This is a genomic window from Streptomyces sp. NPDC006365 (assembly GCF_042870755.1).
Lineage (GTDB): Bacteria > Actinomycetota > Actinomycetes > Streptomycetales > Streptomycetaceae > Streptomyces > Streptomyces xiangluensis.
This window is the reverse complement of the sequence record NZ_JBIAHS010000004.1, coordinates 283367-308918: the sequence shown is the minus strand read 5'-3', so window position 1 is coordinate 308918 and position 25552 is coordinate 283367. Positions and strand designations below refer to the sequence as shown.

The 25552-nt window shown below is 68.7% G+C and carries 44 protein-coding genes; 7 read left to right on the top strand and 37 right to left on the bottom strand.

Translation table 11 applies throughout. The features are described from left to right. Window positions 1–64: 64 nt before the first annotated feature. The 11 genes from ACFYO0_RS14625 to ACFYO0_RS14575 all read right to left on the bottom strand — a co-directional run bounded on the left by ACFYO0_RS14625 (window position 65) and on the right by ACFYO0_RS14575 (window position 6047). A complete protein-coding gene (locus ACFYO0_RS14625; RefSeq protein ID WP_388674843.1) occupies window positions 65–547 on the bottom strand; it encodes a hypothetical protein in 483 nt (160 codons plus the stop codon). Beyond that, window positions 544–975, bottom strand: coding sequence for a phage tail tube protein (locus ACFYO0_RS14620; RefSeq protein ID WP_388674840.1), 432 nt, complete (start codon window positions 973–975; stop codon window positions 544–546). Before ACFYO0_RS14620 ends, ACFYO0_RS14625 begins: the two co-directional genes overlap by 4 nt. A 71-nt stretch (window positions 976–1046) precedes the next feature. Then, window positions 1047–1469: a minor capsid protein gene (locus tag ACFYO0_RS14615; protein WP_388674837.1), complete on the bottom strand. Its 423-nt coding sequence runs from the start codon at window positions 1467–1469 to the stop codon at window positions 1047–1049. Beyond that, window positions 1462–1812 (bottom strand): minor capsid protein, encoded by a 351-nt coding sequence (locus ACFYO0_RS14610; protein WP_388674835.1) that lies wholly within the window; start codon window positions 1810–1812, stop codon window positions 1462–1464. The genes ACFYO0_RS14615 and ACFYO0_RS14610 overlap by 8 nt, the downstream gene beginning before the upstream one ends. Continuing rightward, a complete protein-coding gene (locus ACFYO0_RS14605; RefSeq protein WP_388674832.1) occupies window positions 1809–2126 on the bottom strand; it encodes a hypothetical protein in 318 nt (105 codons plus the stop codon). Before ACFYO0_RS14605 ends, ACFYO0_RS14610 begins: the two co-directional genes overlap by 4 nt. After that, complete coding sequence (locus ACFYO0_RS14600; protein ID WP_388674829.1) at window positions 2120–2539, bottom strand: hypothetical protein; 420 nt, start codon at window positions 2537–2539, stop codon at window positions 2120–2122. The genes ACFYO0_RS14605 and ACFYO0_RS14600 overlap by 7 nt, the downstream gene beginning before the upstream one ends. Window positions 2540–2550: 11 nt before the next feature. Beyond that, window positions 2551–2877: a hypothetical protein gene (locus ACFYO0_RS14595; protein ID WP_388674826.1), complete on the bottom strand. Its 327-nt coding sequence runs from the start codon at window positions 2875–2877 to the stop codon at window positions 2551–2553. A gap of 14 nt (window positions 2878–2891) precedes the next feature. Further along, window positions 2892–3842 (bottom strand): DUF5309 family protein, encoded by a 951-nt coding sequence (locus tag ACFYO0_RS14590; RefSeq protein WP_388674824.1) that lies wholly within the window; start codon window positions 3840–3842, stop codon window positions 2892–2894. Between the two features lie 48 nt (window positions 3843–3890). Next, the gene (locus tag ACFYO0_RS14585; protein ID WP_388674821.1) at window positions 3891–4694 is read right to left on the bottom strand and encodes a hypothetical protein; all 804 of its coding nucleotides are present in this window, start codon (window positions 4692–4694) and stop codon (window positions 3891–3893) included. A gap of 110 nt (window positions 4695–4804) precedes the next feature. After that, window positions 4805–4966: an Rmf/CrpP fold protein gene (locus ACFYO0_RS14580; RefSeq protein WP_388674819.1), complete on the bottom strand. Its 162-nt coding sequence runs from the start codon at window positions 4964–4966 to the stop codon at window positions 4805–4807. Window positions 4967–4976: 10 nt separating this feature from the next. Next, complete coding sequence (locus tag ACFYO0_RS14575; protein ID WP_388674816.1) at window positions 4977–6047, bottom strand: hypothetical protein; 1071 nt, start codon at window positions 6045–6047, stop codon at window positions 4977–4979. A gap of 77 nt (window positions 6048–6124) precedes the next feature. On the opposite strand from ACFYO0_RS14575, the gene ACFYO0_RS14570 reads away from it, so the two are divergent. Beyond that, window positions 6125–6322, top strand: a complete 198-nt coding sequence (locus ACFYO0_RS14570; RefSeq protein WP_388674813.1) for a hypothetical protein — start codon at window positions 6125–6127, stop codon at window positions 6320–6322. On the opposite strand, the gene ACFYO0_RS14565 is transcribed toward ACFYO0_RS14570, so the two are convergent. From ACFYO0_RS14565 to ACFYO0_RS14545, 5 genes are all read right to left on the bottom strand, one after another. Next, window positions 6319–7458: a phage minor capsid protein gene (locus ACFYO0_RS14565; protein WP_388674810.1), complete on the bottom strand. Its 1140-nt coding sequence runs from the start codon at window positions 7456–7458 to the stop codon at window positions 6319–6321. The two genes, ACFYO0_RS14570 and ACFYO0_RS14565, sit on opposite strands and share 4 nt — an antisense overlap. Window positions 7459–7461: 3 nt before the next feature. Next, window positions 7462–9015 carry a phage portal protein gene (locus tag ACFYO0_RS14560; protein ID WP_388674808.1) on the bottom strand — a complete coding sequence of 518 codons (1554 nt, stop codon included), beginning with the start codon at window positions 9013–9015 and terminating at the stop codon, window positions 7462–7464. Further along, a complete protein-coding gene (locus ACFYO0_RS14555) occupies window positions 9015–10265 on the bottom strand; it encodes a PBSX family phage terminase large subunit (protein ID WP_388674806.1) in 1251 nt (416 codons plus the stop codon). The genes ACFYO0_RS14560 and ACFYO0_RS14555 overlap by 1 nt, the downstream gene beginning before the upstream one ends. Next, complete coding sequence (locus ACFYO0_RS14550) at window positions 10252–10749, bottom strand: hypothetical protein (RefSeq protein ID WP_388674803.1); 498 nt, start codon at window positions 10747–10749, stop codon at window positions 10252–10254. The genes ACFYO0_RS14555 and ACFYO0_RS14550 overlap by 14 nt, the downstream gene beginning before the upstream one ends. Window positions 10750–10818: 69 nt before the next feature. Then, entirely contained in the window at window positions 10819–11142 is a 324-nt protein-coding gene (locus ACFYO0_RS14545; protein WP_388674800.1) for a hypothetical protein, read from the bottom strand. Between the two features lie 237 nt (window positions 11143–11379). Between ACFYO0_RS14545 and ACFYO0_RS14540 the strand changes: the two genes are divergently transcribed. After that, complete coding sequence (locus ACFYO0_RS14540; protein WP_388674797.1) at window positions 11380–11970, top strand: hypothetical protein; 591 nt, start codon at window positions 11380–11382, stop codon at window positions 11968–11970. A gap of 125 nt (window positions 11971–12095) precedes the next feature. Here the strand turns inward: ACFYO0_RS14540 and ACFYO0_RS14535 are convergent, their stop codons facing one another. The 8 genes from ACFYO0_RS14535 to ACFYO0_RS14500 form a co-directional block, all read right to left on the bottom strand. After that, window positions 12096–12746, bottom strand: a complete 651-nt coding sequence (locus ACFYO0_RS14535; RefSeq protein WP_388674796.1) for a hypothetical protein — start codon at window positions 12744–12746, stop codon at window positions 12096–12098. Window positions 12747–12841: 95 nt separating this feature from the next. Continuing rightward, complete coding sequence (locus ACFYO0_RS14530) at window positions 12842–13090, bottom strand: hypothetical protein (RefSeq protein ID WP_388674793.1); 249 nt, start codon at window positions 13088–13090, stop codon at window positions 12842–12844. Between the two features lie 87 nt (window positions 13091–13177). Continuing rightward, the gene (locus ACFYO0_RS14525) at window positions 13178–13576 is read right to left on the bottom strand and encodes a hypothetical protein (protein WP_388674791.1); all 399 of its coding nucleotides are present in this window, start codon (window positions 13574–13576) and stop codon (window positions 13178–13180) included. 352 nt (window positions 13577–13928) lie between these two features. Beyond that, window positions 13929–14567 (bottom strand): hypothetical protein, encoded by a 639-nt coding sequence (locus ACFYO0_RS14520; RefSeq protein WP_388674788.1) that lies wholly within the window; start codon window positions 14565–14567, stop codon window positions 13929–13931. 1 nt (window position 14568) lies between these two features. Further along, window positions 14569–15012, bottom strand: a complete 444-nt coding sequence (locus ACFYO0_RS14515; RefSeq protein ID WP_388674785.1) for a hypothetical protein — start codon at window positions 15010–15012, stop codon at window positions 14569–14571. A gap of 9 nt (window positions 15013–15021) precedes the next feature. Beyond that, window positions 15022–15489 carry a hypothetical protein gene (locus tag ACFYO0_RS14510; RefSeq protein ID WP_388674783.1) on the bottom strand — a complete coding sequence of 156 codons (468 nt, stop codon included), beginning with the start codon at window positions 15487–15489 and terminating at the stop codon, window positions 15022–15024. Beyond that, entirely contained in the window at window positions 15489–15833 is a 345-nt protein-coding gene (locus ACFYO0_RS14505) for a hypothetical protein (RefSeq protein ID WP_388674780.1), read from the bottom strand. The genes ACFYO0_RS14510 and ACFYO0_RS14505 overlap by 1 nt, the downstream gene beginning before the upstream one ends. Window positions 15834–15897: 64 nt before the next feature. Continuing rightward, the gene (locus ACFYO0_RS14500; protein WP_388674778.1) at window positions 15898–16074 is read right to left on the bottom strand and encodes a hypothetical protein; all 177 of its coding nucleotides are present in this window, start codon (window positions 16072–16074) and stop codon (window positions 15898–15900) included. 124 nt (window positions 16075–16198) lie between these two features. On the opposite strand from ACFYO0_RS14500, the gene ACFYO0_RS14495 reads away from it, so the two are divergent. Continuing rightward, window positions 16199–16462 carry a hypothetical protein gene (locus ACFYO0_RS14495; RefSeq protein ID WP_388674775.1) on the top strand — a complete coding sequence of 88 codons (264 nt, stop codon included), beginning with the start codon at window positions 16199–16201 and terminating at the stop codon, window positions 16460–16462. Between the two features lie 65 nt (window positions 16463–16527). Beyond that, entirely contained in the window at window positions 16528–16680 is a 153-nt protein-coding gene (locus tag ACFYO0_RS14490; protein WP_388675457.1) for a DUF6233 domain-containing protein, read from the top strand. Here the strand turns inward: ACFYO0_RS14490 and ACFYO0_RS14485 are convergent. Further along, window positions 16671–16802 (bottom strand): hypothetical protein, encoded by a 132-nt coding sequence (locus ACFYO0_RS14485; RefSeq protein ID WP_388674773.1) that lies wholly within the window; start codon window positions 16800–16802, stop codon window positions 16671–16673. The genes ACFYO0_RS14490 and ACFYO0_RS14485 overlap by 10 nt on opposite strands. Window positions 16803–17314: 512 nt before the next feature. Beyond that, a complete protein-coding gene (locus ACFYO0_RS14480) occupies window positions 17315–17551 on the bottom strand; it encodes a hypothetical protein (protein WP_388674771.1) in 237 nt (78 codons plus the stop codon). A gap of 94 nt (window positions 17552–17645) precedes the next feature. On the opposite strand from ACFYO0_RS14480, the gene ACFYO0_RS14475 reads away from it, so the two are divergent. The 3 genes from ACFYO0_RS14475 to ACFYO0_RS14465 all read left to right on the top strand — a co-directional run bounded on the left by ACFYO0_RS14475 (window position 17646) and on the right by ACFYO0_RS14465 (window position 18927). Continuing rightward, window positions 17646–18071 carry a DUF6233 domain-containing protein gene (locus ACFYO0_RS14475; protein ID WP_388674769.1) on the top strand — a complete coding sequence of 142 codons (426 nt, stop codon included), beginning with the start codon at window positions 17646–17648 and terminating at the stop codon, window positions 18069–18071. Window positions 18072–18159: 88 nt separating this feature from the next. Further along, the gene (locus ACFYO0_RS14470; protein WP_388674766.1) at window positions 18160–18414 is read left to right on the top strand and encodes a hypothetical protein; all 255 of its coding nucleotides are present in this window, start codon (window positions 18160–18162) and stop codon (window positions 18412–18414) included. A 78-nt stretch (window positions 18415–18492) separates the two neighbouring features. After that, window positions 18493–18927: a hypothetical protein gene (locus tag ACFYO0_RS14465; RefSeq protein WP_388674763.1), complete on the top strand. Its 435-nt coding sequence runs from the start codon at window positions 18493–18495 to the stop codon at window positions 18925–18927. A gap of 18 nt (window positions 18928–18945) precedes the next feature. On the opposite strand, the gene ACFYO0_RS14460 is transcribed toward ACFYO0_RS14465, so the two are convergent. The 11 genes from ACFYO0_RS14460 to ACFYO0_RS14410 all read right to left on the bottom strand — a co-directional run bounded on the left by ACFYO0_RS14460 (window position 18946) and on the right by ACFYO0_RS14410 (window position 25506). Then, window positions 18946–19662: a hypothetical protein gene (locus tag ACFYO0_RS14460; protein WP_388674761.1), complete on the bottom strand. Its 717-nt coding sequence runs from the start codon at window positions 19660–19662 to the stop codon at window positions 18946–18948. A 196-nt stretch (window positions 19663–19858) separates the two neighbouring features. Next, window positions 19859–20056: a hypothetical protein gene (locus ACFYO0_RS14455; protein WP_388674759.1), complete on the bottom strand. Its 198-nt coding sequence runs from the start codon at window positions 20054–20056 to the stop codon at window positions 19859–19861. Window positions 20057–20271: 215 nt separating this feature from the next. After that, on the bottom strand, window positions 20272–20532 hold the full coding sequence (locus tag ACFYO0_RS14450; protein ID WP_388674757.1) for a hypothetical protein: 261 nt from the start codon (window positions 20530–20532) through the stop codon (window positions 20272–20274). 901 nt (window positions 20533–21433) lie between these two features. Next, window positions 21434–21631, bottom strand: coding sequence for a helix-turn-helix domain-containing protein (locus ACFYO0_RS14445; RefSeq protein WP_388674755.1), 198 nt, complete (start codon window positions 21629–21631; stop codon window positions 21434–21436). A 2-nt stretch (window positions 21632–21633) separates the two neighbouring features. After that, window positions 21634–21855: a hypothetical protein gene (locus ACFYO0_RS14440; RefSeq protein WP_388675454.1), complete on the bottom strand. Its 222-nt coding sequence runs from the start codon at window positions 21853–21855 to the stop codon at window positions 21634–21636. Next, a complete protein-coding gene (locus tag ACFYO0_RS14435; protein WP_388674753.1) occupies window positions 21855–22109 on the bottom strand; it encodes a hypothetical protein in 255 nt (84 codons plus the stop codon). The genes ACFYO0_RS14440 and ACFYO0_RS14435 overlap by 1 nt, the downstream gene beginning before the upstream one ends. Beyond that, on the bottom strand, window positions 22106–23011 hold the full coding sequence (locus ACFYO0_RS14430; RefSeq protein ID WP_388674751.1) for a hypothetical protein: 906 nt from the start codon (window positions 23009–23011) through the stop codon (window positions 22106–22108). The genes ACFYO0_RS14435 and ACFYO0_RS14430 overlap by 4 nt, the downstream gene beginning before the upstream one ends. Continuing rightward, window positions 23008–23898 carry a PD-(D/E)XK nuclease-like domain-containing protein gene (locus tag ACFYO0_RS14425; protein WP_388674749.1) on the bottom strand — a complete coding sequence of 297 codons (891 nt, stop codon included), beginning with the start codon at window positions 23896–23898 and terminating at the stop codon, window positions 23008–23010. The genes ACFYO0_RS14430 and ACFYO0_RS14425 overlap by 4 nt, the downstream gene beginning before the upstream one ends. Next, window positions 23898–24566 carry a hypothetical protein gene (locus tag ACFYO0_RS14420; RefSeq protein WP_388674747.1) on the bottom strand — a complete coding sequence of 223 codons (669 nt, stop codon included), beginning with the start codon at window positions 24564–24566 and terminating at the stop codon, window positions 23898–23900. The genes ACFYO0_RS14425 and ACFYO0_RS14420 overlap by 1 nt, the downstream gene beginning before the upstream one ends. Continuing rightward, window positions 24563–24928 carry a hypothetical protein gene (locus ACFYO0_RS14415; RefSeq protein WP_388674745.1) on the bottom strand — a complete coding sequence of 122 codons (366 nt, stop codon included), beginning with the start codon at window positions 24926–24928 and terminating at the stop codon, window positions 24563–24565. The genes ACFYO0_RS14420 and ACFYO0_RS14415 overlap by 4 nt, the downstream gene beginning before the upstream one ends. Before the next feature lie 77 nt (window positions 24929–25005). After that, window positions 25006–25506, bottom strand: coding sequence for a hypothetical protein (locus ACFYO0_RS14410; protein WP_388674743.1), 501 nt, complete (start codon window positions 25504–25506; stop codon window positions 25006–25008). Window positions 25507–25552: the final 46 nt, after the last annotated feature.

Sequence of the window (25552 nt, the reverse complement as noted above, 5' to 3'; positions counted from 1 at the left end):
GCCACGCGGCGGAACGTGGCCTCTGGCGACAGGCCCGTCAGGAGAGCCCAGAACTCACGGCGCCCTATGCACGCGAGCTCTTGCGACGTGATGCCGTACTCGCGGCGGAAGTCCGCGCGGATCGCCCACCAGTACTCGTGGACCGCGACTTCGACGCGGCTCGGCGGGCCTGCCGATTCGGCCTCGACGGGGCTTTTCCCTCGCCTGCCTCCTCGGCGCGCACCATCTCGAACGCCTCCATGAAGGAGACGCCCGCGCCAGCTGAGTGCGCCATGCCCCAGGCCAGGACGGTTTTGAACTCCATCGCGCCCATACCGTTCTCGATCCACCGGCCGAAGACATCGTCACCGAACAGCAGGGCGACCAGCTCGTGAAGGTCGTCCTCGGACTCCGACTCGCGCAGGTCGTTGAGACGCTGCTCCATGGCGAGCGGCACGTCCGTGGGGATGCGGACCTCGACGCCGCGAATGGTCTCGGTGCCGCCACCGAACGCCTCGGCCAGGAATGCCTCGTACGATCCGGGCGCGGGTGCCTTACGGGCCGTCATGCCTTCCCCGCCGTCGTCGAGGCGCCGGAGCGGGTGAACGTCGCCGACCAGGACACCTTGTCGTTGTTGCCGCCGCCCTGGTCACCCAGGGTCACGTGGGCAGTCCACTGCTCCCACGAGGTGTCGTTCTTGTGCGCGAACCGGAACCCGCCGAGGCCGTCCTCGCCCAGCAGTTCCGACAGCTCACGGACCAGCTCCTGACCAGGATCCGCAGGGTTTCTGATGTGGAAGCCTTCGATGGTCAGCTGCTTGCCGATCTGCATCTTCTGTGACTCGGCCTGGCCCTTGCTGGCGTAGGTGGTGGTGTCGGTCGTCTCCTCCTCGTGGCTTTTCGAGAAGGTGTTGAGGCCGCCGATCGCGACCCAGGTTCCCGGTGTGTCTGGGTCCTGCACCTGGAACTCGACGTCGCGGGCGTTGTACTTCGGCATGGCTGTTCCTCCGGGCATGACGAAATGCCCGCAGCGATACCGCTCGGGCTACAGGAAAATGGGGGATGGGCTCAGACGCGGTGCTTGGTCACCGAGCGCACTTCGAGCCGGTAGTTCGTGACGTGCTCGTGCCTGCCGAGCTGGTCGATGCCGATCGAGGCGGGGCCGGGCTGGTTCGCGAAGCAGGAGATCAGCACGGTGCCATCGGGCAGTGTTGTGTCACATAGGCCTTCAAGCTCGTCGTAGATCGCCTTACAGCGGTTCCGGGAGACACGCGGGTCCTTTGTGCCGCGCACGCGGACCTGAAGTGACGGTTCGTCGTAGCCGAGTTTCGAGTCCGGCTCCGGACCGCCGTACAGGGTGAGGACGACCACCACGTCCGGGCTCGACGGCATGGACTCCACGAAGCAGTCGCCGCCCGCACCGGCCGCCTTGTACGTGACGAGGCCCCGCTCCTGGAGGTGACGGGCCAGCCCGTCCAAGAGGTCAGCCACGCAGCCATCTCCGCAACGGCACGGCCATCAGCTTCAGCACGACGTCCCGCTCCGAGTTCATCGGGATCTCCAGGTACTTCGCGCTCCGGCCCGGGAGGTGCTTCCAGGTCAGTTCCTCGTGCTGCCTGCGCGCGTACACGGTGTCGTACGACACGGCCCCGTTCAGGCCGTCCACGTCGACCCGCCCTGACCGCTCCAAGGTCCCCTCATCGAGCGGCACGATCTTGCGGGACTCCGCGAGGACATGCTCCAGGCCGCGGCGCAGCCCGTCTGAGGCGAGGCGCCGACCTCGCGAGGTCCATTGGCGACGCCCGTCGAAGCGGAACCGCGTGTACTGCGTCATACGAGGCTCACCTCCAGGTGGTCGGGCGTGGGCAGTCCGCCGCCGTCGTGCCGGGCCTGGGAGATGACCGTGGTCTGGCGCCCGCCGGGAAGCGTCACACGGGAGTCCGGCGGCGCGTCCACGGCGCCGAGTCGGCAGCGGAACGTTGACGACGAGGTGACCTCGCGACCGTCCTTGTCGCGTACGAGGCGGTTCTTCTCCTCGAGGAAGCACCGCACCGTGACGGGGGCGGCGTAGACCGGCCCGTAAGCGGAGTCGCCCTCGTATGGCTCCACGACCACCTCGTGCCGCAGGAGGTAGCCGGGGATCACCATGCGACCACCAGGCCGAGACGGAAGATGTCCGGCGTGAGGTCTGGCGTACGGAGTGCCTCCAGTGCCGCGTCAGCGACCGTACGGCCGCCGACCGGGGCGGAACTTCCGGATGACGAGCCGGACCGCGAGAGGCTGACGGAGCCGATACTCACGCTGCTCCACTGCCCCGCCGTGCCCAGCTCGTCGCCGGTCTCCGCCCACCACTGCACCTGAGCGCAGACCGCATCGGCGAAAGCGGCCTTCACGATCGTGTTCGACGGGTGGCCGTCCTCGTGCACCTCGTACCAGCACAGCCGAAACACCTCGGCATCGAGGAATCGGCTCGCCCGGCCGAGCCGAGCCACGATGTCCGTCGGCGCGGTCTGCCCGGTGTACGCCTGGTAGTCCGCCGACGTGGCGTAGATCCTGGCCACCGGGCACCCCCCTACTCCGCTGCGCCGTACTGCTCGATCAGCCGCTCCTTGGTCATGGAGCTGTGGTCAACCGCCTCGTCCTGCTTGTCGGCGTAGGCGACCCAGTCGGCCTTGGACGCGGAACGGGCCGGAGGCTTGATCTCCTCCGGCCCGTCGCCGCCACCCGGTGATTCCTCGTCCGGCACGTCCACCAGCTCGATGCCAAACTTCCGGGCCAGGCCCTCCAGAGCCTTGATCTGCTCGTCGGTCGCCTCGGCGAGGCCGTCCGTGAACTGGACCCTCCCGGCCGGGGTATGCACCTGCAGCTGCGGGTACTGCTCGCACTTCAGCACAGCCATGCTCATCACTCCCGTCAGGCGGCCAGCAGGCCGGTGATCTTGCCGTGGGTGCGCTCGTTGCCGTACTTCAGGCCCACCTCGCCGTACAGCTGCGTACGGTCCTTCGCGCCCGTCCGCGCGAGCGGCTCAGCGAAGAAATGGCCCTTGCCCGGGATCTCCTGGTACACGGGCATGCACTGGTCCAGCGAGACGACCGCGATCTGATCGGCCGGCATGTGCCGGTCCAGCATGATGTTGAGCGTGCCGAAGTCCGTCTCGATCGTCTGGACCCGGACACCACCCACCGTGCGGGACTGCTCCTGGTAGTTCTTGTCCGTCACGAAGATCCTCGTGAGGTTCCGCTTCTGCGTGCTGTTCGTCAGCAACGTGGCGGTTTCCTGCTCCTGGATGCCGCCGTTGTCCCACGCCATCTGGAGCAGGTCCAGGACCATGTCCTCCGTCAGCGCACCCGCCGGGGCGTTCGCGATGACGTTCGTAGTGATGGCCTGGAGCAGGCCGCGGGTCCTGCGCGCGGTCGTGTTGTCCGCGGGCTTCAGATAGGTGCCCTGAATGAAGCTGAACTCGATGTCCCGCACCATCTGCTTCAGCATCTGCTCGACCTGCCAGTCAAGCTCGTTGAGGATGGTGTTCCGCTCCGCGTTGTTGATGCCGGCCTTCACCTGCGTCGCCGCGAGCTTCGTGTACGAGACGCCCACGGTCTCGTGCTGGATCTGGACGATGTTGTTGACGCTCGCCCGGACGCGCTCGCTCTCGGCCGGGGCGTCCGCGCCTTCGAGCTTGGTGTTCTGACCGGCTGCGCGCAGATCGTAGGTCTGCCACTCGAACTCGATCGAGTCAGTCTGCCCGCCGCCCGTCAGGCCTCCGATGGCGCTGAAGAACGGGGTATCCGACGGGGTGAGCTGGTGCAGGATGCCGGTGTAGTTCGGCAGGTTGTACGTGGTGCCCAGCGCGGTAATCCCGGCCATGGCCACTCTCCTTCACTGTGATGGGGCGCGGTCATGTGCCGGCCCGGGTTACTGCTGTGCTGCCTCCGCGGCGGCAAGCTTGGAGTTCTCCAGCTGCATCACCCGCCGCCAGTTGCCATCGGCTTTCGCCTGCGCGAGCTCCTTGTCCAGGGATGTGGCCTGGTCGCCGGAGCCGCCAGACAGGTCTGCCCCCGAGCGGCCGACGCCGCGGGCTCGAAGGCCTGGGTTGCGGCCCAGAGCGGCTTGGATGGCCTGCTCGACGGCGGCCGAGAACGCCGCGGTGTCGGAGCCCGGGTCGATGGCGTCGATCTGGTCGCAGAAAGCACGGCTGTCGAGGAGCGCGTCCGCGTCGGCGCCGAGCCGCTGAGCGGTCTTGTAGACGTGCAACTCGATGGCCGAAGAGGCGGCCTCCTCCTGGGCCTTGGTGAGCGCGCCGTGCGACTGGCGGAGTTGCTCGGTCAGCTCCTCCGGCGTCGGGGCCTTGTCGCCCTCGATCAGACCGAGGGCCTTCCCGATGTCCTGCGTGAGCTGCTGCCGCGCCTCGTTGGCCGCATTCTGCTTGGCGACGGTGCGGGCCTTACCCGCTTCCGCGCGCGCGTCCGTGATGAGCTTCTGCGCCCATTCAGGCAGGGACTTCACATCCTGGCCGTCACCGGTACCAGAGCCCGAGTCGGATACGGGCGGTGCGGGCTGCTGCCCAGCGGTCGCACTGTCACCGCCTGCGCTGCCGGATTCGGAGCCGTCGCCGTCCCCTCCGTCGGCGTACAGGAACGGTGCGAAAGGGCCGTGTCCGTAGGGGTGCGCCCAACCGGAGCTGTCGAGGCGGTGGCGGGCAAGGGTGCGCTTGTGCATGAGAGTTGCCCTCCAGGGGCGTAGGCGAGGCCCGCGCCAGGCGGACCGGATTTCGACATGCAAAAGGGCCCGCACTCGGCGGGCCCTGTAGGGGTGAAGCGGTCGGGTGGCTACTCGCTCGGCAGCGGCCGGGTCTTGGCGTAGCCGCGGAGCCAGGCGGAGCGCCGGAGGTCTGCCGGCTTGTATGGACAGGCGCTCGGGCGGTCACCGCGGCGTCCGGCCTCGGCTCCCTCGTTCAGCGCTTTCACGACCTGCTCGCGCGGCCCCATCATGCCCCCAGGGTCAGAGTCGGTTTTGCTGATCGTTGCGCGACTTGCGGGCCTTCTCTCCGGCCCTGCTGCGCTGCCCAGTCAGCTGCTCCTCGTATTCGGCCACGGTAGTGCGCGGGTTGTTCTGCCACCAGCGCTTCAGCTCCTCCGACGCACGCGCGTACGCGACGTGCGACGGACCCGTGAACAACGAGATCGGGTCGATACCGGCCGCGTCTGCCTCCCGCGACAACAGCACGCCGCGCAACTCGTCCTCCGCCGCGGCGTACTGCGCGTAGACGTGCTCGCGGTACATCTCGCGGACCTGCTCGCGGGAGTACGCCGCACGCGCGGACGCCTGCGCTTCCTCCCGGTCAGCCAGCCACCGCTCGGCGGCCGTCATGCTGTCCCGCGGATCGTCTGGAAGATCCGCGGTCAGGTGCGCCCACTCGTCCGGGTTGGAGCCCAACAGTTCGTCCATCGCTGCCCGGTCGGCGAGCTGCCCATCCACCGTGCCCGATCCGGACGCCTGCGGGAACGGCGTTGGCGGGTGCCGACGGTCCATCTCCGCGGCGATCCGCTCAGCCTCTTCCGGCCGGGCGTAGCGGATCGCCCACCCGAGGGTGTACTCGTCCAGCCCGGAGAGGTCATCGGCCAGGCTGCTGTCCGGGAACACCGAAGCGATCAGCTGCCTGCGGTCAGCCTCCTCAGCGATGGCGGCCAGCTCATCCCCCGATGCATCGCGCGCTCGTACGCTCAACTCGTCGTCGGAGAGGCCGATCAGGTCAGGGCGCGCTCCGGGGAGGCTGGCTGCGACGTCGCGCCGATCCAACTCCGCAGCGACTCGTGACGCTTCTCCCGAGGCCAGTTCGGGTAACGAGCGGCCGAGTTCGTCGTCCGAGAAGCCGGTGAGGTCACGGGAGATGCGGCCGGCGGGCCGGATACGGCTCATGAGTTGCCGCTGCTCTTGTGCGCGTTCTCGTCCTGCTCTCGCCAGCTTCTGGAACGCGGATTTGCCGAATTTCTGCCGCCCGATCCATGCCGCGAGTGCCTCCGGGTCGCGAGCTCCCTGCCTTGCCAGCTTGGAGACGAACGCTTTCCCCATGGAGACCTCCTCGGCGGTGGTCAGCGGTCTGAGGTGCTCCGCGAGCAGAGCAAGCAGCGCCGTCGTACGGTTGATGCATGAGCGGTTGGGATGACCGAAAGGGTCCGCAGCCGAACCTGCTGTGTCCGGAGTGCGACGAGCCGGTCTACTACACCGGCGATGTGGATACGACGGTGTGGGGCGATGCGGGTCGATCGCGGGTCCGAGGCGCCTACGTCTGCAAGAACATGGAGTGCCGTAAGTACGAGCAGCAGGTGGAGCCACGCCCACGTTAGCGAGCTGCGCCGATCTGCTCGCGCTGCGGCTTGCGGCGCAGGTCTGGGTGCGCGGCGACGTGCTCGCGTGCGGCCTTCTGCCACTTGCGGACGTACGCGCCCGCGCGACGGCGGGTCGGCTCGTCCATCGCGGCGGCCTGGCGGCGCTTCCACGCCCGGATGGTTCGCTCGATCTCTCGCTGCCGCTGTGTGTCCTCGTACGTCGTGCCCGGGGTCGCGTGGCGCGGTGGGCGCTTGGTCACGCCGGGTAGATAAGCGGCCAGCGAGTGGCGGCAGTTGGGATGGAACAGGCCTTTCCCCCGGGCTTCCACGAGGGATCCGGCAACGTGCACCGCGACCGTGCGGGTCGGAGCGAAGAGCCTGGTGGACTGGATCGCGTGCTCCGCGACGATCGTGTGCGGCCCCGACTGCGTGCCGAGGGTGAGGATCTCGCCCTCCCACGGTCGGCACAGCGGGCACTCCAGTGGGGCATCCGAGACGATAACGAGGCCTACGCCGATCTCGGCGAGAGCGTCAATGTGGCCCTCGACCGCCGCCCGCGCCGTGACCGAGCGGACCGCCATCTCGGCGTACGCGGCAAGCTCCCAGTTCCGGCCCGACCGGTCCCTGAAGCCGCTCACCCCACGCGCGGCGAACTGATCCAAGGCCCGCTGCGAGGCCTGACGGCGGGTCATGCTGCCGAGAAGCGTGGACGCTGATGCCCGGGCCACGACGTTCCGGTAGGTGTCGACGACCGCGCGGGTGATGCGCTGATACAGCGGGCGTGTGTCATTGGCGTACGACGCGGCCAGCCGGTCCACGGCCGGAGCGTTCGGCAGGACGCGGCGGGCCTGGAGCTCGCGGCCGATGTCCAGGGCGCCCAGCTCGGCGACGGCGGCTTGCCTGCCGCGCCCGTACGCCTCCGCGAGCGCCCGCGCGACGGCTCCGTTGGCGTCGGTCTGGAGCGCGTTGGTGATCTCCTCGACAGCTTCCCGGAGATCGCCGATGGAGCGGAGCTTGATCTCGGCCCACAACGGCGACTCGATGCCCTCTGCCAGGGCCTTGCGGAGGCGTTCGATGATGGCGAGCTCAGCGTCCTCGTACAGGACGGTGATGGCGGCGGCGAGGTCCTCGGCCATCGCGGGAGAGACCGGCATCGGCTACTCCTCCGGCTCACCCCCTGGTGTGGGGAAGCCCTCGCCACCCGTCAGGACTGGGTCGGCGAGCGCGGACTCTTCCTCGATACGGGCCACTTCGGTGGCGACTTGATCGTCCTGCCAGTCCGGATGGACCATGCGGACCAGCGTCTCCCGTGACGCAGCCTCGGCCCGCTTCAGGAGCTCGGCGGTTTCGGCGAGTTCCTTCGGGGAGTCGCTGACGCTGTCCTGGAACTCCACCTGCGGCCTGTCCACCTCCAGGCCGGGCACGCGGAAGCGTGCGCCAGCCTCGACGGCGAGGAGCGCCTCGACGATGTCCGCGATCCCGGGCCCCCAGTACAGGGCTTTGCGGCCCCGGGTGGTCATCGACCGCCGCTCGCGGGCCTTGATCTCCGTCGCGGTGACTGCGGCCCCGTCGCCCGTCTCGCCGAACGTGCTCGGCGAGTAGCCGGCCTGGCGTACGGCCTGCTCGATCAGCTCGGCGCAGGTGTCGCGGTGCTCCTGGACGCGGATCTCGAACTGCACGACTTCCAAGGGCGATGGGTCGCCAGGCCGTTGGAGCATGTTGAGGCCGGAGTAGACGCGGCGTTCCTCGTTCCACGCCGTGCCCTGCCCGGGTCCGAGGTTCTCAAGCATGGAGTTCGGGACGACGATGCGGCCCTTGCCGTTCTGCACGTCCCTCATCCACGAGCTGTACGTCTCGTCGAGGGCGTCCATGATGCCTTCGATGCCCTGGTAGTCGGACTGGCCCCAGCCGCGTGCGGCCGGGATGTTCCTCCAGGCCCGAGAGGGTCGGACATTGGGCACGTACGCGGCGGTGAGATGGTCGAGGGCTCCGGTGTCGATGCCGTCCTCGTTGACCAGGCGTGCGAGCGGAGCGGTTTCGGGGCGCTCGGTGAGCGGCACCAGCCGCCCCAGGGTGCCCGCGGTGCCCTCGTAAAGGCCGTGCAGGATCCGGCCCCGCTCGTGGTGCTCCAGGTGGCGCCACACGGTCTGGCCGTCGCTCTCCAGCACGGTCCAGAAGGTGACCTCACGCAGGCGCCCGTACGAGAACGTGGGAACCGCCATGTCCGCCGCCACAATGTCGATCCATGGCCGGTCAGAGACGTCCTGGTCCCACACCACCCGCAAGAACACCCCGCCGAGCGCCGCGCACACCTCCCCGCCCTCCAGCAGCGTCGGGTGCAGCCCGGTGGCGAGCAGCTCCTCCAGGCGCTCTTGGGTGCCGAGGTGGTCCACGGCGAGCGTCGGGGGCTCGCTGAACAGGAGATCGCTGGAGGTGCGGGCGATGTCTCCGGCCAGGGGGATGTGCAGCTTGTCGCGCTTCTCACCGGGCGCCGTCGGGTTGCCCCAGAACCAGCGGGCGAGCCTGCCCCAGACGCCGCCCCGGTACTGGGCCGGCCGGTTCTCCGGGAGTTCGCGGACGCCGCGGTTCTCGTACCGGTCGGTGAGCCGGTCCGGGTCGGAGGCGTACCAGGCGTCCCAGTCGGCGAGGGCGGTCTGTACGCACGGGTCGGTGGGCGGCCAGACGATGTCGCCACCAGCGGGCAGGGGCATTACGCGGCCACCTCCAGGAGCAGCGGGATGTGTGGCCGCCACAGGGCCTCTGTCGTACGTACGCCGTACCGGAGCGCGTCACAGGAGTGGTCATCCTGCTTGATGGGCTTGTCCTCGCCCTTCTCCGCCGCCTCGTCATCCCAGCTGTAGCCGGGGAGCTCATCGATGAGGCCGGTGCAGGAGCGATGGATACGCAGCCGGTCCCCGGCGAGCAGCGACGCCACGGTGCGGATCCCGTCCAACACCGTGTTCTCCGCGGGCACGACGCCGGGCGTGTTGTCGCGGTGCAGCTGCTCGATAAACGACGCTGCGGACGGGTCGACGACGGTGAACTCCGGCCGTACACCCCGCGCGGCCAGCCACTGGCGGCGCGCTGCGGAGTACTCGGCGTCGGTCATCTGCCGGCGCGCTGTGCGGGAGTCGTGCCGGTACTCGGACGTGACGTAGATCCGCTGGTCCGAGCCGAGGCCGATCAGCAGGTCCGCGAAGGGGTTGACGGTGCCGTAGTCGATCGCGTCGCACAGCCAGCGCTTGATCGTCGGGATCTCGTCGACGACGTGCCTGGTCGCGTCGAACGCCTCGTAGATGGCGCCCTCGGACATGACCCAGTGGCCGAGGATGTAGCGCCGGTACCAGAGGCCGGTGAACGCGGCCTTCATGCGCGCGACGTACTCGGGCGAGAGCGCCGGGTTGTCATCGAGGGTGAAGTGCCAGGAACGGATGCCCAGTTCAGCGGCCCTGTTCAGCCACTCCTTGCGCAGCCAGTGCCCAGGGTTGTCCGGGTTCGTGGTGCCGAAGATCAGCGCGCCGGGGACGCTCATGCGGTCGATGAGCCGCTTGAAGAACTCCTTGGGCAGGAGCGTCATCTCGTCCACGTACGCGCCGGCCCCGGTGAGCCCGCGGAGTCGGGCCTCTGCCTTGGCGTCGTTGGCGGTGATGACCTCGATCTGCTTGCCGAGGATCCAGGCGACCGAGGCCCCACGCGTGTACTTGATCAGCTTCGCAGCCTGGCCGAACAACGACGGGTCCGTGAGCGGGCCGAAGACGTTCCGGGCCACGGTGTCGAAGGTCTTGCCGACCACGACGAGTTCGCCACCGCTTGGCGCGTTCTCCACGTACATCAGCCAGCGCAGCAACGACGCGATCGTCTTTCCGCTGCGGACGCTGCCTTCCCAGACGTTGAGCCACGCCGTTGACTGCCCGATGGAGACCTCTTGCTTATCGGAGAGCTGTACCTCAGCCGTCCCCATGGCGGTCTCGCAGCTTGTCGAACAGCGACGTCAGCAGCGAGCCGACCTCCTCGGCGTCGTCCTGGTCCTGCGGCGGGACGAGCTTCAGCGACTTCTCAACGGCGATCCCGGCCGCCGACATGAGCGCCTTCTTGTCGATGGCAGGCGGCTCGTCGACGTACTCGAAGTTGAAGCTGTTGTCCTTGCCGCCGAAGTTGTAGATCGTGGCGGGCTGCCACACCTGCTCGGTGAGCTTGAGGGCGTCGTCGGTGAGGGCATCGGCGAGGATGGCGCGCTTTTCGGCGAGCTGGGCGACGCGGGCGCGGGTGGCGTCCTCCGTCATGGTGACGTCGAAGACGAGGCTCAGTTCAGCGGCGATGACGCTGACGGTGCGCTGTGCGCGGCCGATCTCGCGGGCGATGGCGTTGCGGCCCATGTCCAGCGCGTGCAGCTCGGCGACGCGGCGGTAGTCCTCTTGGGTGACGGGCCGGTGCTGATTCGGCATGGTCACCTCCGAGCATGCGGAAAGCCCGACCGCTGGTAGGGGTGCGGTCGGGCCTGGGTGGTAGCGGGGCTACTGGTGGGGCGGGTACTGCCCTGGGGGCTGCTGGTAGCCGTACGGCTGCGTCGCGCCGGGCGGCGGACCGTACTGCGGTGGGGGCTGCTGCCCGTACTGCTGTGGGGGGTAGGCCTGTTGAGGCGGGTATCCGTACGGCTGCTGCGGCGGGATCTGCGGCGGCGGTGGCGCGTACGTCGTCGTGACGGTCTTACGTCCCATGGCTGCGGCGATCGGCCATCCCGTGATCGCCCACAGTCCGCAGGTGATGATCGTCAGGAAGACGTGGAGCCCATGGTTCGCGCCCCGTTTCTGGACGTGGCGTTGTGGCTGCGGATGCATGCCTCTCCCCCCTGGAGTTGTGGGGGTCAGAATCGCATGGGGTGTGAGTGTTCGGTGGGGAAATGGTGAAGGCCCCCCCGTTGGTGGGCCTTCGGTGCTCCTGGGTCCGGGCACGCCGGACGTGGAGCCAGGATGCGGCATGATCCACGAGATTTCAACCACGCCCATAATTGGCGGCCTGGTGGCGATGTTGTAGAAGGCAAGGTGAGGGCCGGGCGCAGCCTCTACGGTTCCTGCGTGAGTGCTGCGAATTGGGGCGATGTGCCCACGTGGATGGCCGCGATCTTTGCTGGGGGCGCCGCCCTCTTCGCCTACCTGACGATCAAGAGCCAGCGGGAACAGATTGCCGAGCAGCGCCGGTTCATCGCCGAGCAGTCAGCCAACCTCGCATTGGAGCGTTCCGAGTTGCGCGCCGCCGCGGAGGACCGGAAGTGGGCGCAGGCCCGGCAGGTGTTCATGTACCACCGTCAGGAGGGGACGGAGAGGGACAACGAGGGGAACTTCGTTTGCTATGACCACTGGATCGTCCTCGTGGAGAACTCGAGCGACGCTCCGATCCACCAGCTTGAGATGCGGTTCGGTACGGCGTATATCGCGGCGGAGGTGTGGGAGTTGCCGCGCGCGCCCCGTGGCGAGGATGAGCGCTGCACGTATCCCCTGCACCTGCTGGGCCCCAAGCGGCGAGCGCGCTTCCTGTCTCAGCGCTGGTCCGAGGCCACCGTGCACAACAACCGGCCGACGCTCACCTTCACCGATGACAGCGGCGTCTGTTGGTCGCTGGATTCGCAGGGCAAGCTGGAGGAGGTCCCGGCCGACGGGGCGTCGTGACGGCAGTCGGCAAGTGTGTCACTGCCTGGTCGGCAGCCACTCCTCGAGGTAGCCGGGACAGTCGGCATAAACCGCCTGCATGAGGAGGGCCCCGCCAGAAACCCGGCGGGGTCCTCTCGCGAGCGCTACTTTACGCTCCCCGTGAAGATCGCCGCCTCCGACTCGTAATCCGGCGATACCTCGACCTGCAACACCGTCTCCCCCTTCGGCAACTCGCAGGCCCACGGCGTCGAGATCGAACGGCCAGCGAGAAGCTTCGTCGTCGGCGACCCATCCAGCCCCTCATCAAAGATCGACTCGCTCGTCTGCCCCTCCTCGCCGTACGAGCAACTCACCGTCAGGCCCGTGGTGTCCACCGTGCTCGAAGAACTGTTGACGACCTTCACGGTGAACTTCACGTACGGCGTGTTCTCCGGTGACGCGTACTCGGACGACGTTCCGCGCGTGAACTTCGACAGGCTCACGTCGACGTCGTGCTCGTACGACACTGTGTCTGAGAGGCCGAAGACGTCGGGACCAGTGTCCTCAGGAGTCGGCTCCGGCTCCTCCTCCGCCGTCACCGTGTCCTCGTTCAGCGGCGCCGAGTCCGCGGTCTCGCTGGCGCTGCTGCCGGTGTCGTCCTTGTCGTCCCCGGACTGCGCCACGAAGACGCCGGTGGCGACGATCGCGGCGATGACGGCGGCTGCGGAGCCGATGATGACCGCGTTACTGCGGCTCTTCTTCGGCGGCTGCGGTGGCGGGAAGCCGGGCATGGGTGGTGGCGTGATGTCGGTCATGGTCCCCCCAGGGCTTTGGTATGCAGGAGGGCATCATGCGCTCGGGTGAGGGTGGCGTGAAGGTGATGTGTCTGTGTTGTGACAACCGAAGTGGATCAATCCTGAGTCTGCCGGTAGCTGCGACGGGTCGTCAGGGCCGTCGTGACGGTCGCGTAGTACCAGCGGTTCACACCGCCCTCGGTGTCGTCCGGCTCGGGCCACCGGCCCCGAGTGAGGTCCGCACGGATCGTCCCGGCCTCGATGCCGATCCCGGCATCTTCCAACTGCTGAGCGGTGTAGAGCCGGCGGGGTTCGAGCTCGACGGCGCTCGTATGCAGTAGCTCCAGGCCTGGTTCGCTGATCACGGAGACGCCGCACAAGCTGCCGCCATGCAGCGCGCCCTGGATGCGTAGCCCACCGCATGACGGCGGCCCCGCCGGGGTCCCTTCACATCACGGCGACGCAGCCGCGCTCTCCATACCCTCCTCGAACGCCCGCCGCAGATCCTCCTTCGCCTGATCACTCCCCAGGTACTCGGAGACCACCTCGCCCGTGATCCGCTTCAGGGTCGCCTCGTCCAGCCCTGTACATGACGGGGGCGCCTCAGGTGTCGGCGCGTCCAGACCGGCGGCCATGGCTTCGCGGTAGTTCTCCGCCAGCGCGGTCTTGCAGGCGGCCGGGCTCGCGACCGAGCTGCCGTCATCGTTCATGAGCACCGCCACGCCGCCGCCGAGCGCGAACGCGGCAGCCGCGGCCCCACCCACCCACGCGGCGAACCGGCCCCATCTCGGCGGACGCGGCGGTAACGGCGGCCACCCGTGCCCGCGGTGCGGCGCGTACTGCTGGTTCATGGTCCCCCCTGGACTCGTGCTGTCCCGGGAATGTAGCCGACGTGTGAGGCATGTGAGGAGATCTCGGACAAGGTGACACCTGCCCAGGGGAACGCGAAGGCCCCACCACGAGGGGGGAATTCGTGGTGGGGTCAGAGTGCCGGGCGCTACCCGGGGCGCAGCCTCCAGTCGCAGGCCCGTCACTGGTGCGGGCACCCCTCGACCCACCACCCGCACTGTCCGCAGTAGGTCTTTGGCCCGAGCCGGGTGATGAACCGGCGCAGTCGTCTCGCCATGATGGTGGTCCTGTCTCTTCGTCGGGATGGGGACCGGGGCGGCCGGCGGCTTGGCGGCATGACGGCCGCCCCGGGGTCTATGAGCGCGTGCGGCGCAGTACGTGCCAGCGGCGCGGGTTCGCCTCGTCCTGGATGATCGACATCTCCTCTCGGGGCCCCTCCTCGCCGCTGTTGTTGCTGTTGTTGTTGCTGGTCAACGGCCCTGCAACAACGCCCTTCACGGCGGCTTCTGGAGAAGGGGAGGGAAGGGGCGGAAAGTCGTCTGCCCGTACGCCCGGGGAGACGGCCACCTTCCGGCCCTTCATCCGCACTCCACCGGAGACCGGGATGCCGGCCCCGTCGAGGCCCTCCCTCACGCGCTCGTTGGAGGTGCCCAAGTGCTCGGCCAGAGCGGTGATGTGCGCGTGCGGAGAGCCGATCGCGTGCAGGGCTGCGGCGAGCTCCTCGCGGGTGGGGAGAGCAGTCTCGGCGGGGGCCTCCTGCTCGGGCTTCTGCTGCTTCTCGGCAGCGGGCGCACGGAGGCCGAGGGCGATCGCCGCGCCGAGCCATCCGATGGCGAGTACGAGCACGATGTTCGTGGTCCAGGGCAGGCCCTTCACGAACCCAGCAACCACGCCGATGATGACCAGTTTGAGGGCGACTCCCCCAGCGATCCACGCCGCGATCGCCCGGCAGATGACCGTGGAACCAGCCCAGATGGCGATCCAGATGCGCATGTCAGCCGCCGATCATCATCAGGATCGCGGCGCCCAGCTCGGACGGAACCGCCCAGATGGTGCCGTCACCTGCCGCCGGCCAGACGATCCCGGCGATGAGGCCGAGGATTGCGCCACGCAACGGGCTCATCTCCCAGCACAGGATGAGGACCAGGAGCAAGGAGGCGACGGCGCCCATGCCCACGTTCCCGAATGGGCCGCTGCCGGTGCCGACGCCGAGGCCGGTCAAGCCCTGGCTGGCGATGCGCTCGGGGTTGGCCCAGATCTGCCCGGCCGCGGAGAACGCGGTGGAGGCGATGAACCCGCAGATGATGGCTGGGTTGTCTTTGAGCTTGACGCGGCCTTTGCCCTTGACGCCGAGGACCAGCAGGGCGGTCAGGACCAGGGAGAGGCCTCCGGCGCCGAGCGCTCCCAGGGCGGCGCCTTCGGCGGCTGCGAGGTACATCGAGGGCTCCTAGTTGAGGGCGTTGGGCGCGTGCAGCGCGACGGTGAGGAGGGCGGTGGAGAAGGGGATGCGCAGCGCCCATGCGGCGGCCGGCCGGGTGCGGGACGGCAGGATGCGCACGTACCGCTCGGTGGCGAACTCGGCGCCGAACCAGCCGAACCCGGCCAGGCACAGGCCTGCTCCTGGGGCGCCGGGGCCGAGGGTGTCGAGGAATGCGGCGATGGAGTGGTAGAGGCCGAACGACCAGCCAGCGAATGCGCCGGCGCCGTGGACGAGGAACCAGCGGCGGGCGCGGGCGCGCCGGTCGTGCGCGCGGGTGTCGACGGGCTCGGGTGTCGGGGTTGCCGGTGTGATGGTGACGTTGATGCCGGGTGCGACGGGGATGGTGGCGGGCTGATCCTCGTCGTACGGCTGGTCGCCGACGGACCACCAGTGGGGTTCCTCGTCGGGCTCCCCCGGGTCGGGTGTGACGCCCATCAGACGCCCCGTCGTACGGGCGTCGTACCGGGCGGGTGGGACGTCGTACGGGGCGTCGGATGCACCCGGTACGGCTGTGGGACGCCCTGCGTCTGCGCGCGCTCCTCGGGCGTCTGACCTGCGTCATACGGTGCGACAAAGAACCGCTCGATGACCGGCTGTACGCCCTCGGGGATCCGACCGCCCGCCCATACGGTCCGGTAGGTGCCGGCCACGACGCGGGCGACGGTGCGCACGGCCTCGGTCTGCGTCATACCGGTCGACATGAGTGTGACGAGGTCGTCGTACAGCGCTTGGTCGACCTTGACGGAGAGCGTCTTACCGACGGGCGGCGGGGTGCTCACGGTGGCTCCAAGGATGGTGGCCGGGCCGCGCTGGGGGATGTGCGTGACCCGGCCGGTCGGTGGGTCAGCGGGTTCCGGTGCCGTGGCAGGAGCCGCAGCTCTTCCAGCTCTCGCGGGTCACGCCGTCGCTGCTGGTGTCCACGACCGTGCCGCCGTCGCCGCTGCATGCTTCGCAGGGCGGTGGGCTGGGCTGGTCAGGGGGCTGGTCGATACGGTTGGTCACGGCCTGCCTCTTCGTCACGGTTGAAGGCGGGTCGCCCCAGGCCCAAAGGGCGCGCCAACGCCGGGCCTGGGGCTTGTTGTTGCCAGCTTCAAAGTACAGACCTTGTTGCCACGTGGCAACAAGGTCAGACAGGATGGTGACCATGGCCGAGGCCGAAGGGGGGCCGGACATGGTGTCATTTCGCGAGCTCGCGCGCAGACTCGTCGCCGACGGGATCGTTGAGACGATCTCTCATCAGCGACTGTCGAAGATTTCCCGCGAGGATCCGGACTTCCCGCCTGTGGTCAAGGTCGGCAGTTCGAACGCCGTTGACTACCGGCTCGCCGCGCCGTACTTCCGGAAGCGGATCACTCGGCCGGGGTGGCGTACGGACGTGAAGGGGAAGCTGCCGGCGGCCGAGGAGTAGCCAGACATGGGCCCCCGCCTCCAAGAGGTGGGGGGCTTGGTCTTAGCCGGGGATGAACCCGCCCAATCAAAGAACATGATGCCCGTGTAGCGCTCACAGGGCCGAACGCGCAGGCCTGCCACTTCTGCCGACCGGACACCGGACTCTGTGTAGGAGTAGGCCCCGCGTCACCTCGTCGCGAGGCGGCGCGGGTGCCTTCTTCACCTCGTCAGTGGTGATTCCACCAGTAGAGCGCGAGCGCAGCGGCTCCGCTCAGGCTCGCCTTCACTCCGGCCCGGAAGAGTTCATCCGTGGCAGAGCTCAGAAGGCGGCGGAAGTGGCGCCGTGCTGTGCTTTCCATGACGTGAGCGCATATGCGGTCACGCTTGCGGTGGAAGTGGCGCCGTGCTGGGCGTTCAGCGATGTGAGCGCGTTTGCGTTCACGCTTGCGGGTGGTGCAGACGATCTTCGGGGTGGGACGATGTCCGAGCTTGCGCCTATGCTTCCCGTTGCTGGGAATGTTGGCCTCCCTTGGTTGGCGTTCCTGACGGTGTTGGCGGCCTCCTGCGTAGGACCAGGGGGCCGCCGCCGTTTGAGGCGGGGGCCTTGTGGCCGCGTCGAACATTCTGCGGCACCGCACTGACAGTCGGTGCCCCTCGGGGTCAAACAACCCCCCTGCGAGACAGGGAAGTCCGTCCAAAACGCCGTGGGCGTTGCGGAAGAAGCAGGTGGTGGCCGGTCGGCCTGTACGGGATCCTGAAGGTGATCCGTAGGAAGTCTTGCAACCAGTTCGCTGTGGATGACCTTCCTGACCAGCGACTATCTGCTCCTGTACTTGTAGCCCTTGGGTTCACGTCGGTTCGCGAGCATGTTTCACGTGAAACAACATCCCCAATGCGAGCTCGTGCGCCGCGTAGATGAACTTGCCGCCGATGATGAGCTGAACATGTCGATCTCGAAGTCGACGCCCTTGTTGGCGAGCTCCTTCTCGCCCGCGTTGGTGAACTCCTTGGAGCCCTTCGCGGGGAACAGCAGCTTGAGATGCGCCATGTAGTCCACGAAGAGGTACTTCGAGTCGAACGGGTGCTCGGCGACCATGACACCCGTCACGGGACGACGCTTGGCGCCTCTGTCCATGTGCGGGCCGCGGGCCTACGGCGCCCTCAGCTCGACGGGTCCGGAGGTCGGTGTTTGAATCGAACACATGACCGATCTGCCGCCTGATCCACCCCGCCTCAGGGCGATCCTGGCGCACCTCGAACAGCAGATCGCGGAGAACGAGACCGTCCACACTTATCTGGAGCTCCAGCGGGATGGCGTTCTTCAGGCGCTGGACAAGGCGGAGGGAGGGGAGCCGCAGCGCGCTGAAACGCCGCCGCTCGCAGCTCGCACGTCCAATCCGCCGGCTCCCCAGTCTCGTCGGCGGCCGTCCAAGCCGTTCAAGCTGGGGCGTTCGCATACCCCTGACGGGCCGCTGCCCTCGTCTGTGCACTTGGCGGACTGCCACATGGCGGGCGCGCTCCCTCACTTTGTGCACGCGATGGAGGCACGACTCGCGATCACCGACGCGAACCTGGAGATTTGCCAGATCTGCCGCCCGGACACACTGCTGGACTTAGATCTCGACTGACCTGCGGTAACAGGAGTTATCCACAGGTCCAAGCGGGCTTCCGGACGCTCCCTTACCGTGGCTGCCCTGTGGATCACAAGGGGGCGTTATGCACAGGCACGGCACGGTGTTCGAGGAGCTCGCCGTGGAGGTCATGGCCCAGCTGCCGAACGACGAGGCGCGGCGTGAGGTGCTCGCGCTCATCGATGTCGTACGTACGAATCCGCGGGCGTGGCCGGACGTACGCGACCCCGGCAGCGTCGAGGAGATCCGCGAGGCGTGCGGGTCTCGTTGCTGGATCCAGTTCATGCGGTCATGCCGGGGCCATCGAGGTACGCGAGATCGGGTGGGCCGGGTGAGATGACGGAGCCCCCGCACTATGTGGGCGGGGGCTCGTCGTGGATGGGGTCTGGAGCCCTGCGACAGGGGCTAGAGTCCCGACATGAGTTGGGCAGATGTCCCCGGTTGGGGCGCGCTGGGGGTGTCCGCCGTGGCGCTGGGTATCAGTATCAGGGCGCTGAAGCATAGCGATCGCGCTGCGGCTGCCGCCGAGAGGTCCGCGGCTGCCGAAGAGGCCGCTCTGGCTGACCAGCGTGCTGCCGCTGCCCCGAAGGTCGAGCTCGTGCTGGAACCCCCAGGCGGCGGCCGTAAGTGGGGTGTCTTCCAGCTCCGCAACATTGGTGAATTGACGGCCACTGCGGTCACTGTTCTCGAAGAGGGATATCCCGCCACGAGCGAACGCCCTGTGGGCGTGACGCTTGAGCCCGGGGAAGCGCATACCTTCCTGCTGTCCCCCGGGATAAACGAACCACTACCAGCGCAGCTGAAAGTCGTGTGGGATGGTCAGTCGGACCCCGTGGCGATCCGGATCCCCTGACGCCATCCCTTCCTAGTTCTACGTTGCGGCGGTCTGCGCGGCCCATGTACGCCCGCACGAGGTGCATCGGGCGACGGGTGAGGCGCCAGCGCCTCCGTGCATCTCCAGCTGGCCGCTGCACTCTGGGCAGGGGCGCGCGATCGCGGCCTTGCGGGCGGCGATGTCGAGGGCGCGCTCGACACGCTCGCACGCGCCTGCGGCCACGTTCGCGATCAGCCGGTGTTCGCGGTCAGGGAGCGGCCGGAACGGGCCCGGGGCACCCTGCACGCGGGCGAGGAGCCACAGCGCGGTGTGCGGTGCCGTGTGTCGTCCCCCGAAGCGCCAGCGTCGCGGGTCCGCGGCGTCGGCGCGCGCCAGCTGGCTGCGGCGGGCACGGTCGGCGGCCGGCCACGAGCGCGGGGCGAAGGTCATGGGGGAGCGCTGGACGACGGCGGCGACCTGGTCCGCGGTCTCGACGAGCGCGGCCTCGACTGTGCGCATGGTGTCGAGGACGGAGATACGCAGCGGGGGCCGGGTCTCGCCGATCTGTGAGGGGTCGCGTTCCAGGGTGCGCAGGGCGAGGGCGCGGTGCCGCTCGGCTTCCAGCGCCTCGGCGTCGGCCTGGTCGAGGCTGGCGAGGTAGTCGCTCATGCGGCCGGCGGGTGGCCAGGTGGCGGTGCCGGTCGAAGCGAGGGCTTCGCGGAGGTCGGTCCAGCGGGTTGCGATGGTGCGCAGGTGCGTGGCGGTGGTGGTCATCGTGGGTGCTCCTGTGGTGCGTGGGGCGGTACGGTGATCAACACCTGGGGGCGTCCTGGTCTGGGGAGACTGTGAGGGCGCCCCTTCGTCGTGCTCGTGGGTCAGTCGCGGCAGTTGGGGCAGCGTTCGCCGTACGTGCAGGTACAGATGGCGTCGCCCTGGTCGCTGGTGATCGTGTCGACGGTCACGCGCTCGCTCACGCAGGGCCCTCGGGCTCGTGGTTGGTCAGGTCGAGGCTGGCGATCAGATCGTCGAAGCGGGCTCGCTCGGAGGTCATGAGTGCTTCGTCGTCGCAGCGGGCGCAGGCCCACACGCGGCGCGGCTGGGGGCGCACGAGAAGGCCTACGACGAAGCCGACGGAGAGAGCCAGGACGGCGGCGAGAACGGTGGTCACGGGCGTCTCCAGGGCGGATACATCCAGTGGGCGAGTAAGAGGCCGGCCGCGGAGACGACCAGGAGCACGAACGCGAGCACCTCGATCACGGCCGCTCCTCGTTGGGCTGCGGGCTGGAGTCGGCGGTGAGCGTCGGCAGGTCGAGGGCGATCGAGTCGGTCATGGTCGGGGTCCTGTCTGTGCGCGTGGGCGGGCGGAACCGGATGAGACGGCGGTCAGGCGGCTGTCTGGTCTGGCTGGTCTGTGATGAGGCGGAGGTGTCGGGGGGCGTCGCCGTGGTGCCAGCCGTCGAGGGCTTCGAGGAGTTCGGCGACGTGTTGGGCTTGCTCGTCTGGCGTCCAGGGACGGGTGGGGCGTGATGAGGATTGGTCGGGTGGGAGTGCGTGGCCGAAGGTGCCGGTGGGGATCTGCTCGGCCATGAGGCGCTCGTACGGCGTCATGAGGCGGTCCTCTCCGGGGCGGGTATTGGCTGGCATCCGGGGTGGGTAGTGCGGCCGTAGCGGGGGATGAGCGGTTGCTCGCAGCGGGCGCAGCGGATCCAGCCGGGCGGCGGTTCGGCGTCCTGCGCTGCTTCGTGGGATTCGTGATCTTGAGGGTCGGGGGGCCCTACTACCTGAGGTTGTGAAAAGACCTCAGCCCGCTCATGGGTAGAGACATGGGTACTACCTGGGTTGTTCGGGGGGCGGTCCCCCGAACCATTCGGGGGGCGGTCCCCCGAACTCATTCGGGGGGCGGTCCCCCGAACTTCGGTTTCCGTACCGGCGGTAAGTTCAGGGGTCGGTCCCCCGAACTCTGAGCCGGGAAGTTCAGGGGCCCGCCCCCCGAACCCCTCGGCCCACGGAGCCGCCTTCCGAGACGTCCCCTTCCGCGCAGCCCGCTCCTGCTTCGCCTCCTCGCGCAGCTGCTTCACGCCATCGAGGTAAGCGACCGCGGCGGACCAGTCCGGGCGAGGTTCGAGGGTGACCGCATACAGCGCGGGACGGCCCCGGCGGCGCTCACCCTTGACCACGACCACCCCCGCGAGCCGAGCGGCCTCCAACCGGTCCCGGATGTCCTTCTCATCCGCGCCGGCGGCCTTGGCGATGTCCTGGATCCGGATCGGTTTCCGGTCGCCGTGGAAGCGCAGCTCACCGTTCGCGTTGGCCATCGAGCGCAGGGCGTAGAGCAACGTGTGCAGCCCGGCGCGCTTGAGCGCCGACGGCATTTCGGGCACCCATCGCCACGCGAGGGCGTTCCCGTACGCGTGCGGGACGCTGCCGCTCGCGCGGGTGTCCTGCTCCCCGTTGCTCAACTGAGGCTCTTCTCCATGATGTTGCGGAACCGATACGGCAAGATCCGGTCATGGGGCGGCCATTCAGACCGCCCCATGACCGCCGGTCAGTTGCGCATGCCGCCGCGGGGACGGAGCTTGACCCCGGCCTCCAGGAGCAGCGTCCGCGTGTTGCCGTACGAGCGGCCGATCCGGTCCGCGGTGGACTGGATGGTGCAGCCCGCGAGGTACAGCTCCTTGGCCTTCTGAGTGGTCTTCTCGCGTTCGGGGCCCTTGAGGAGGGCACCAGGGGTGGGGATGGTCATGGTCAGGTTCCTTGGGTGTGGGCCGTGCATTCGGCCTGGTGGACGCGGTGGATGGTGGCGACGAACGCGCGGACGGCGTCGCCGGAGGCCGACTCGACTTCGCCGCACTGGCCGCACCGGTAGTCGGCGGTGGGGAAGCGGAGCCAGCGGGCCGCCCGCCGATCCCAGTGCCCCATGTCGATGTGGAGGCCTGGGAGTTCAGCGGGCGGCCACAGGGCGGGCATCACGGCGCCGAGCTCCCTGTGGTGGTGAGGCATTCGCCGCAGGTCCAGCCGTCCGTGTGCACCACGCCCGCGGTGTCCTTGTCGCAGCGCGGGCACGGGTTCCAGGCCTGGGTGATGACTCCGGCGACGGGCGGCGCGGCGAACTGCGGCCGGGGGCCGAGGAGGTCGTCGAGCGGCACCTTGATGCGCTCCGGGACGACGACCGCGCGGTGACGGCCCTTGCCACGGACGAGATGGCGGGTGGTGAGCTTCACGGCTTGGCCCCCGCTCCGGGCTGCCTCGCGGCCGGCCACTGCTCCCGGCCCTCGGTCGCGGACGCCTCGTGCGTGGGCTGGCTGGCCTGCTGCTCGATCTCCCCAACCGTGACGCGCTTCTGCGGGAACTCCTCATCCACGGTGACCTCACCGCGGCGGATCGACTCGAAGATGATCTGAAGCTGAGCGACGTCGAGGTTGGTCCACTTCTCGCTGACGCGGCCGCTGCGGCTCTCTTCGAGCTGGTCGACGGTGACGCCGATGTTCTCGAAGGCGGTGATGGCGTCCGCGATGCGCTGTGCGAGGGGCTTGTCGCCCGCGCCGTTCTCGAGCGTGTAGTTGGCGACCGACTTGGCCTCTTCCCGGTACCAGTCCGGCAGCACCGTGAAGATCATTTCCCTCAGCCTGCGGGAGCCGTTGTTCGTGTTGTTCTCGTAGACGTCCCGCGGGTCCTCCAGCGACTTCCGCCCGGACGTCTTGGTGAAGCGGACGTGCGGGACGATGAACGTCGTGCTCGCGCGCTCGTTGGACTCCAGGTCCCACGCCCACGCCTGCATCTCGGACTCGCCGGCCTCGTCGTCGCGACGCAGCTCATTCAGGCCGTGGTGGATGTTGCCCCAGCAGCGGGCCAGTTCTTTGGCGAACTGGATCGTCTCGCCGTTGACGTTGCCGTCGCCGCGGTTGAAGCGGAAGAACGACCGGGCGGCGAGGCTCTGCTGACGGAACGCGGAGCGCATCTTGCGGGTGGCCGCTGCCTCGTCACGAGGGAACTGGCGGGCGACGATGACCGCGGCCTGGACCTCGGCGACCGCGCGGGACTGCTCAACGGCCGTGCCCTGACCGACGAACGACGGAGCCGGGGCCGCGGGGGCGGCGAACTGCTGCTCGGCGGGGGAGTTCACAGGTACTCCAAGGTGTCGCGGGTCTCGGCATAGCCGGGCAGGGCGATGGGCTCGATGTCGTCGCTGTAGCCGGGCCAGTAGCCGGACGCCGTGCAATCGGCGAAGGTCTCCAGCGCGCGGCGGTTGCGGGCGGCGCCGATGCGGCGGGCCGTCGCGGTCACCTCGATGACGGTGATCACGTAGGGAGCGCTTTTCTCTTGGCAGACGAACACGAACGCGGCGTCGTCTCCCGCGATGCCGAGAGCCCGGCAGGCGGCGCGGTACCAGTCGTCTTGCTGGTGGTAGCCGTACTCGTCGATGTCCTTCGCGAGCTTCTCGGGGTTCGCCGACCGGCACGTCTTGTAGTCCGGGATGATCAGCCGTCCGGACCGCGGGTTCGGCAGCCAGTCAAGGCGTGCCCGTCGCATGACGCCTGTACGGTCGTCGCGCCAGAACAGAGACTGCTCGGGGGTGCCGCGCTCGGGGTCGAACAGCAGGGAAGCGACGGGGTGTCGGCGAAGAGCGTCCGCCATGTCGTGCACCTGCTCGTACTCGGCTCGCTTCAGCGGGATCGCCCCGGCGGCGCGGGCCTCGGCCACGTCCGCCTTCGCGGCCTTGGTGTCCCACCGCTCGTAGTCGACGAGCTGGAGGGCGGGCCCGTTGCCGAGGACGAGCTTGTGGGCGGCGTTGCCGATGTCCCACACCTTCTTCGACGGCTGCGGGTGGTCCTGCTCGTACCGGAAGATCGCCGGGCACGACGGCGGCAGCAGCTTCCGCGCGCCGCTGGAGGACAGGGCGTACCGGTGCGAGTGGTACTCGTCATTGGTCATCTCGTAGATGCCGGGCCCGGTGATGGGTGCCGGGCCGGAGGCCGGGGCCGAAGCCCCGGCCTGTACGGTCGTCGTCATCAGGCGCCGCCCTTCGGGGAGTTGAGGGTGTAGAAGCGGGCACCCGGCCGGTCGTGCAGCGTCATCAGCCCTTGGCGGGCCCGGCGCGACAGGAACCCACGGGCGTGCGACCGGAGCAGGCCGCGGCCGTTGCGGGCGAGGTAGAGGCGCTGGACGCGGCGGGTGTCCCACTCGCCGCCCCATGTGTGGATCGCGGTGTCCAGGACGTCGTCCCAGTCAGCGGGCCACTTCAGGGCGGGGCTAGTGGTCTCGGAAGCGGCGTTGCCGCTCGGCGCGGTGTCGGCGGGCTGCTCGTACTCGGCGAGCTTGGCCTCCAAATTGGCGACCCGGGCGCGCAGCTCGGCCGCCTCGTCGGTCGCGGCCTTGCGGGCGATCTGCGACGCGATGGTGGCGAACAGCATGTTCTGGAGGGCTTCCTGCCCTTCACGAGCGCGGGCTGCGTAGCGATCGGCGGCGCCTCCGGCGGACAGGGCGCGGGTGCGCGACATCCGCCACGCGGTGCGGTACCGGTCTCGCTCGGTCCGAATCCGCTCCTGCTCGGCGGCCGTCTCCGGCGTCATCAGCATCTGCGCCGACTCCAACGCCAACGCGATACCAGCAGCCGTACGGTTCTGTGCCTGCGCCGCAGTGATCACGCCCGACGCACTGTTCACGAGCCTCGTGTTCACGCGGACACCGCCGCGGCATCGTCCTGCTCACTGGGCAGCGCCAGGCCGAAGCCCGTCAGCCGGACCGCGACGCCCCGGAATACGCCGTCGGCGGCCAGCCACGCGTTCGTCTTGTTGTCGTGCGCCTCCACCGAATCCGGGGCGATCTGGAGCGCGGTACGCCACTGCTCGAACGCCGACGGCGAGTCGAGCTGAAGCCCCATGCCCTGCGAGAAGCGGTTGATCGTGATGTAAGGCCTCGGCAGGTGCCCGAACATCTGGCTCAGCTCGGCCAGCGCCTCGATAGCGGGCGCCTGCTCGTCGAACCGGGCGGTGTCCGGCACGCTGACCTGCGCGGTCGGTTCGGTAATCTCAATGGTCACGGTGACCTCTTCTTTCGTGTGGGTTGAGGTGCGCTGGGGGGCCGTTCCGGGTCGCATCCGGGGCGGCCCTGCGGGTGTCAGGCGGCGCTGCGCTGCTGCCGCATCCCGTCGAGGACGGCGTGCGGGTCGAAGCGGCGGGAGCTGCCGACGTAGATCAGGCCGGGCCAGAGCTCGTCGCGCTCGCGCGCCTCCTGGATCTGCTTGTCGATCCAGCTCATGGACTTGCGCAGGAAGCCGGCGAGCTCCCTCTGGTCCATTAGCCGCTCGGGCAGCGGCGATTTCTCCAGTCCGCCTGTCTGCGATCTCCGTGTAGATGTAGATTCTCGAAGCGTGAAAACAACCGGCTCGAACAGCTCGAAGACCCCCTTGCCGAGGGCGGTCGCGATCAGTTCTGCGGCACGGTCGCTGCACTCCTCGCGGGCGCTCTTGCCGCCGCCCACGATGAAGCCGACGTATGACCCGGAAAGGCCTTCGCCCGTGGGGTCGACTTCTTTCGTCTTGGCGGCGAGGCGCGGGATGTCCAGGCCGGCCGCCTTCATGGCGGCCCGCAGCGGGGCACCTTTGTCCAGTCGTCGCATGCTGATTCCTCCGGCGCATGGCCGAATTGGGTTTCGCCGATCCCGG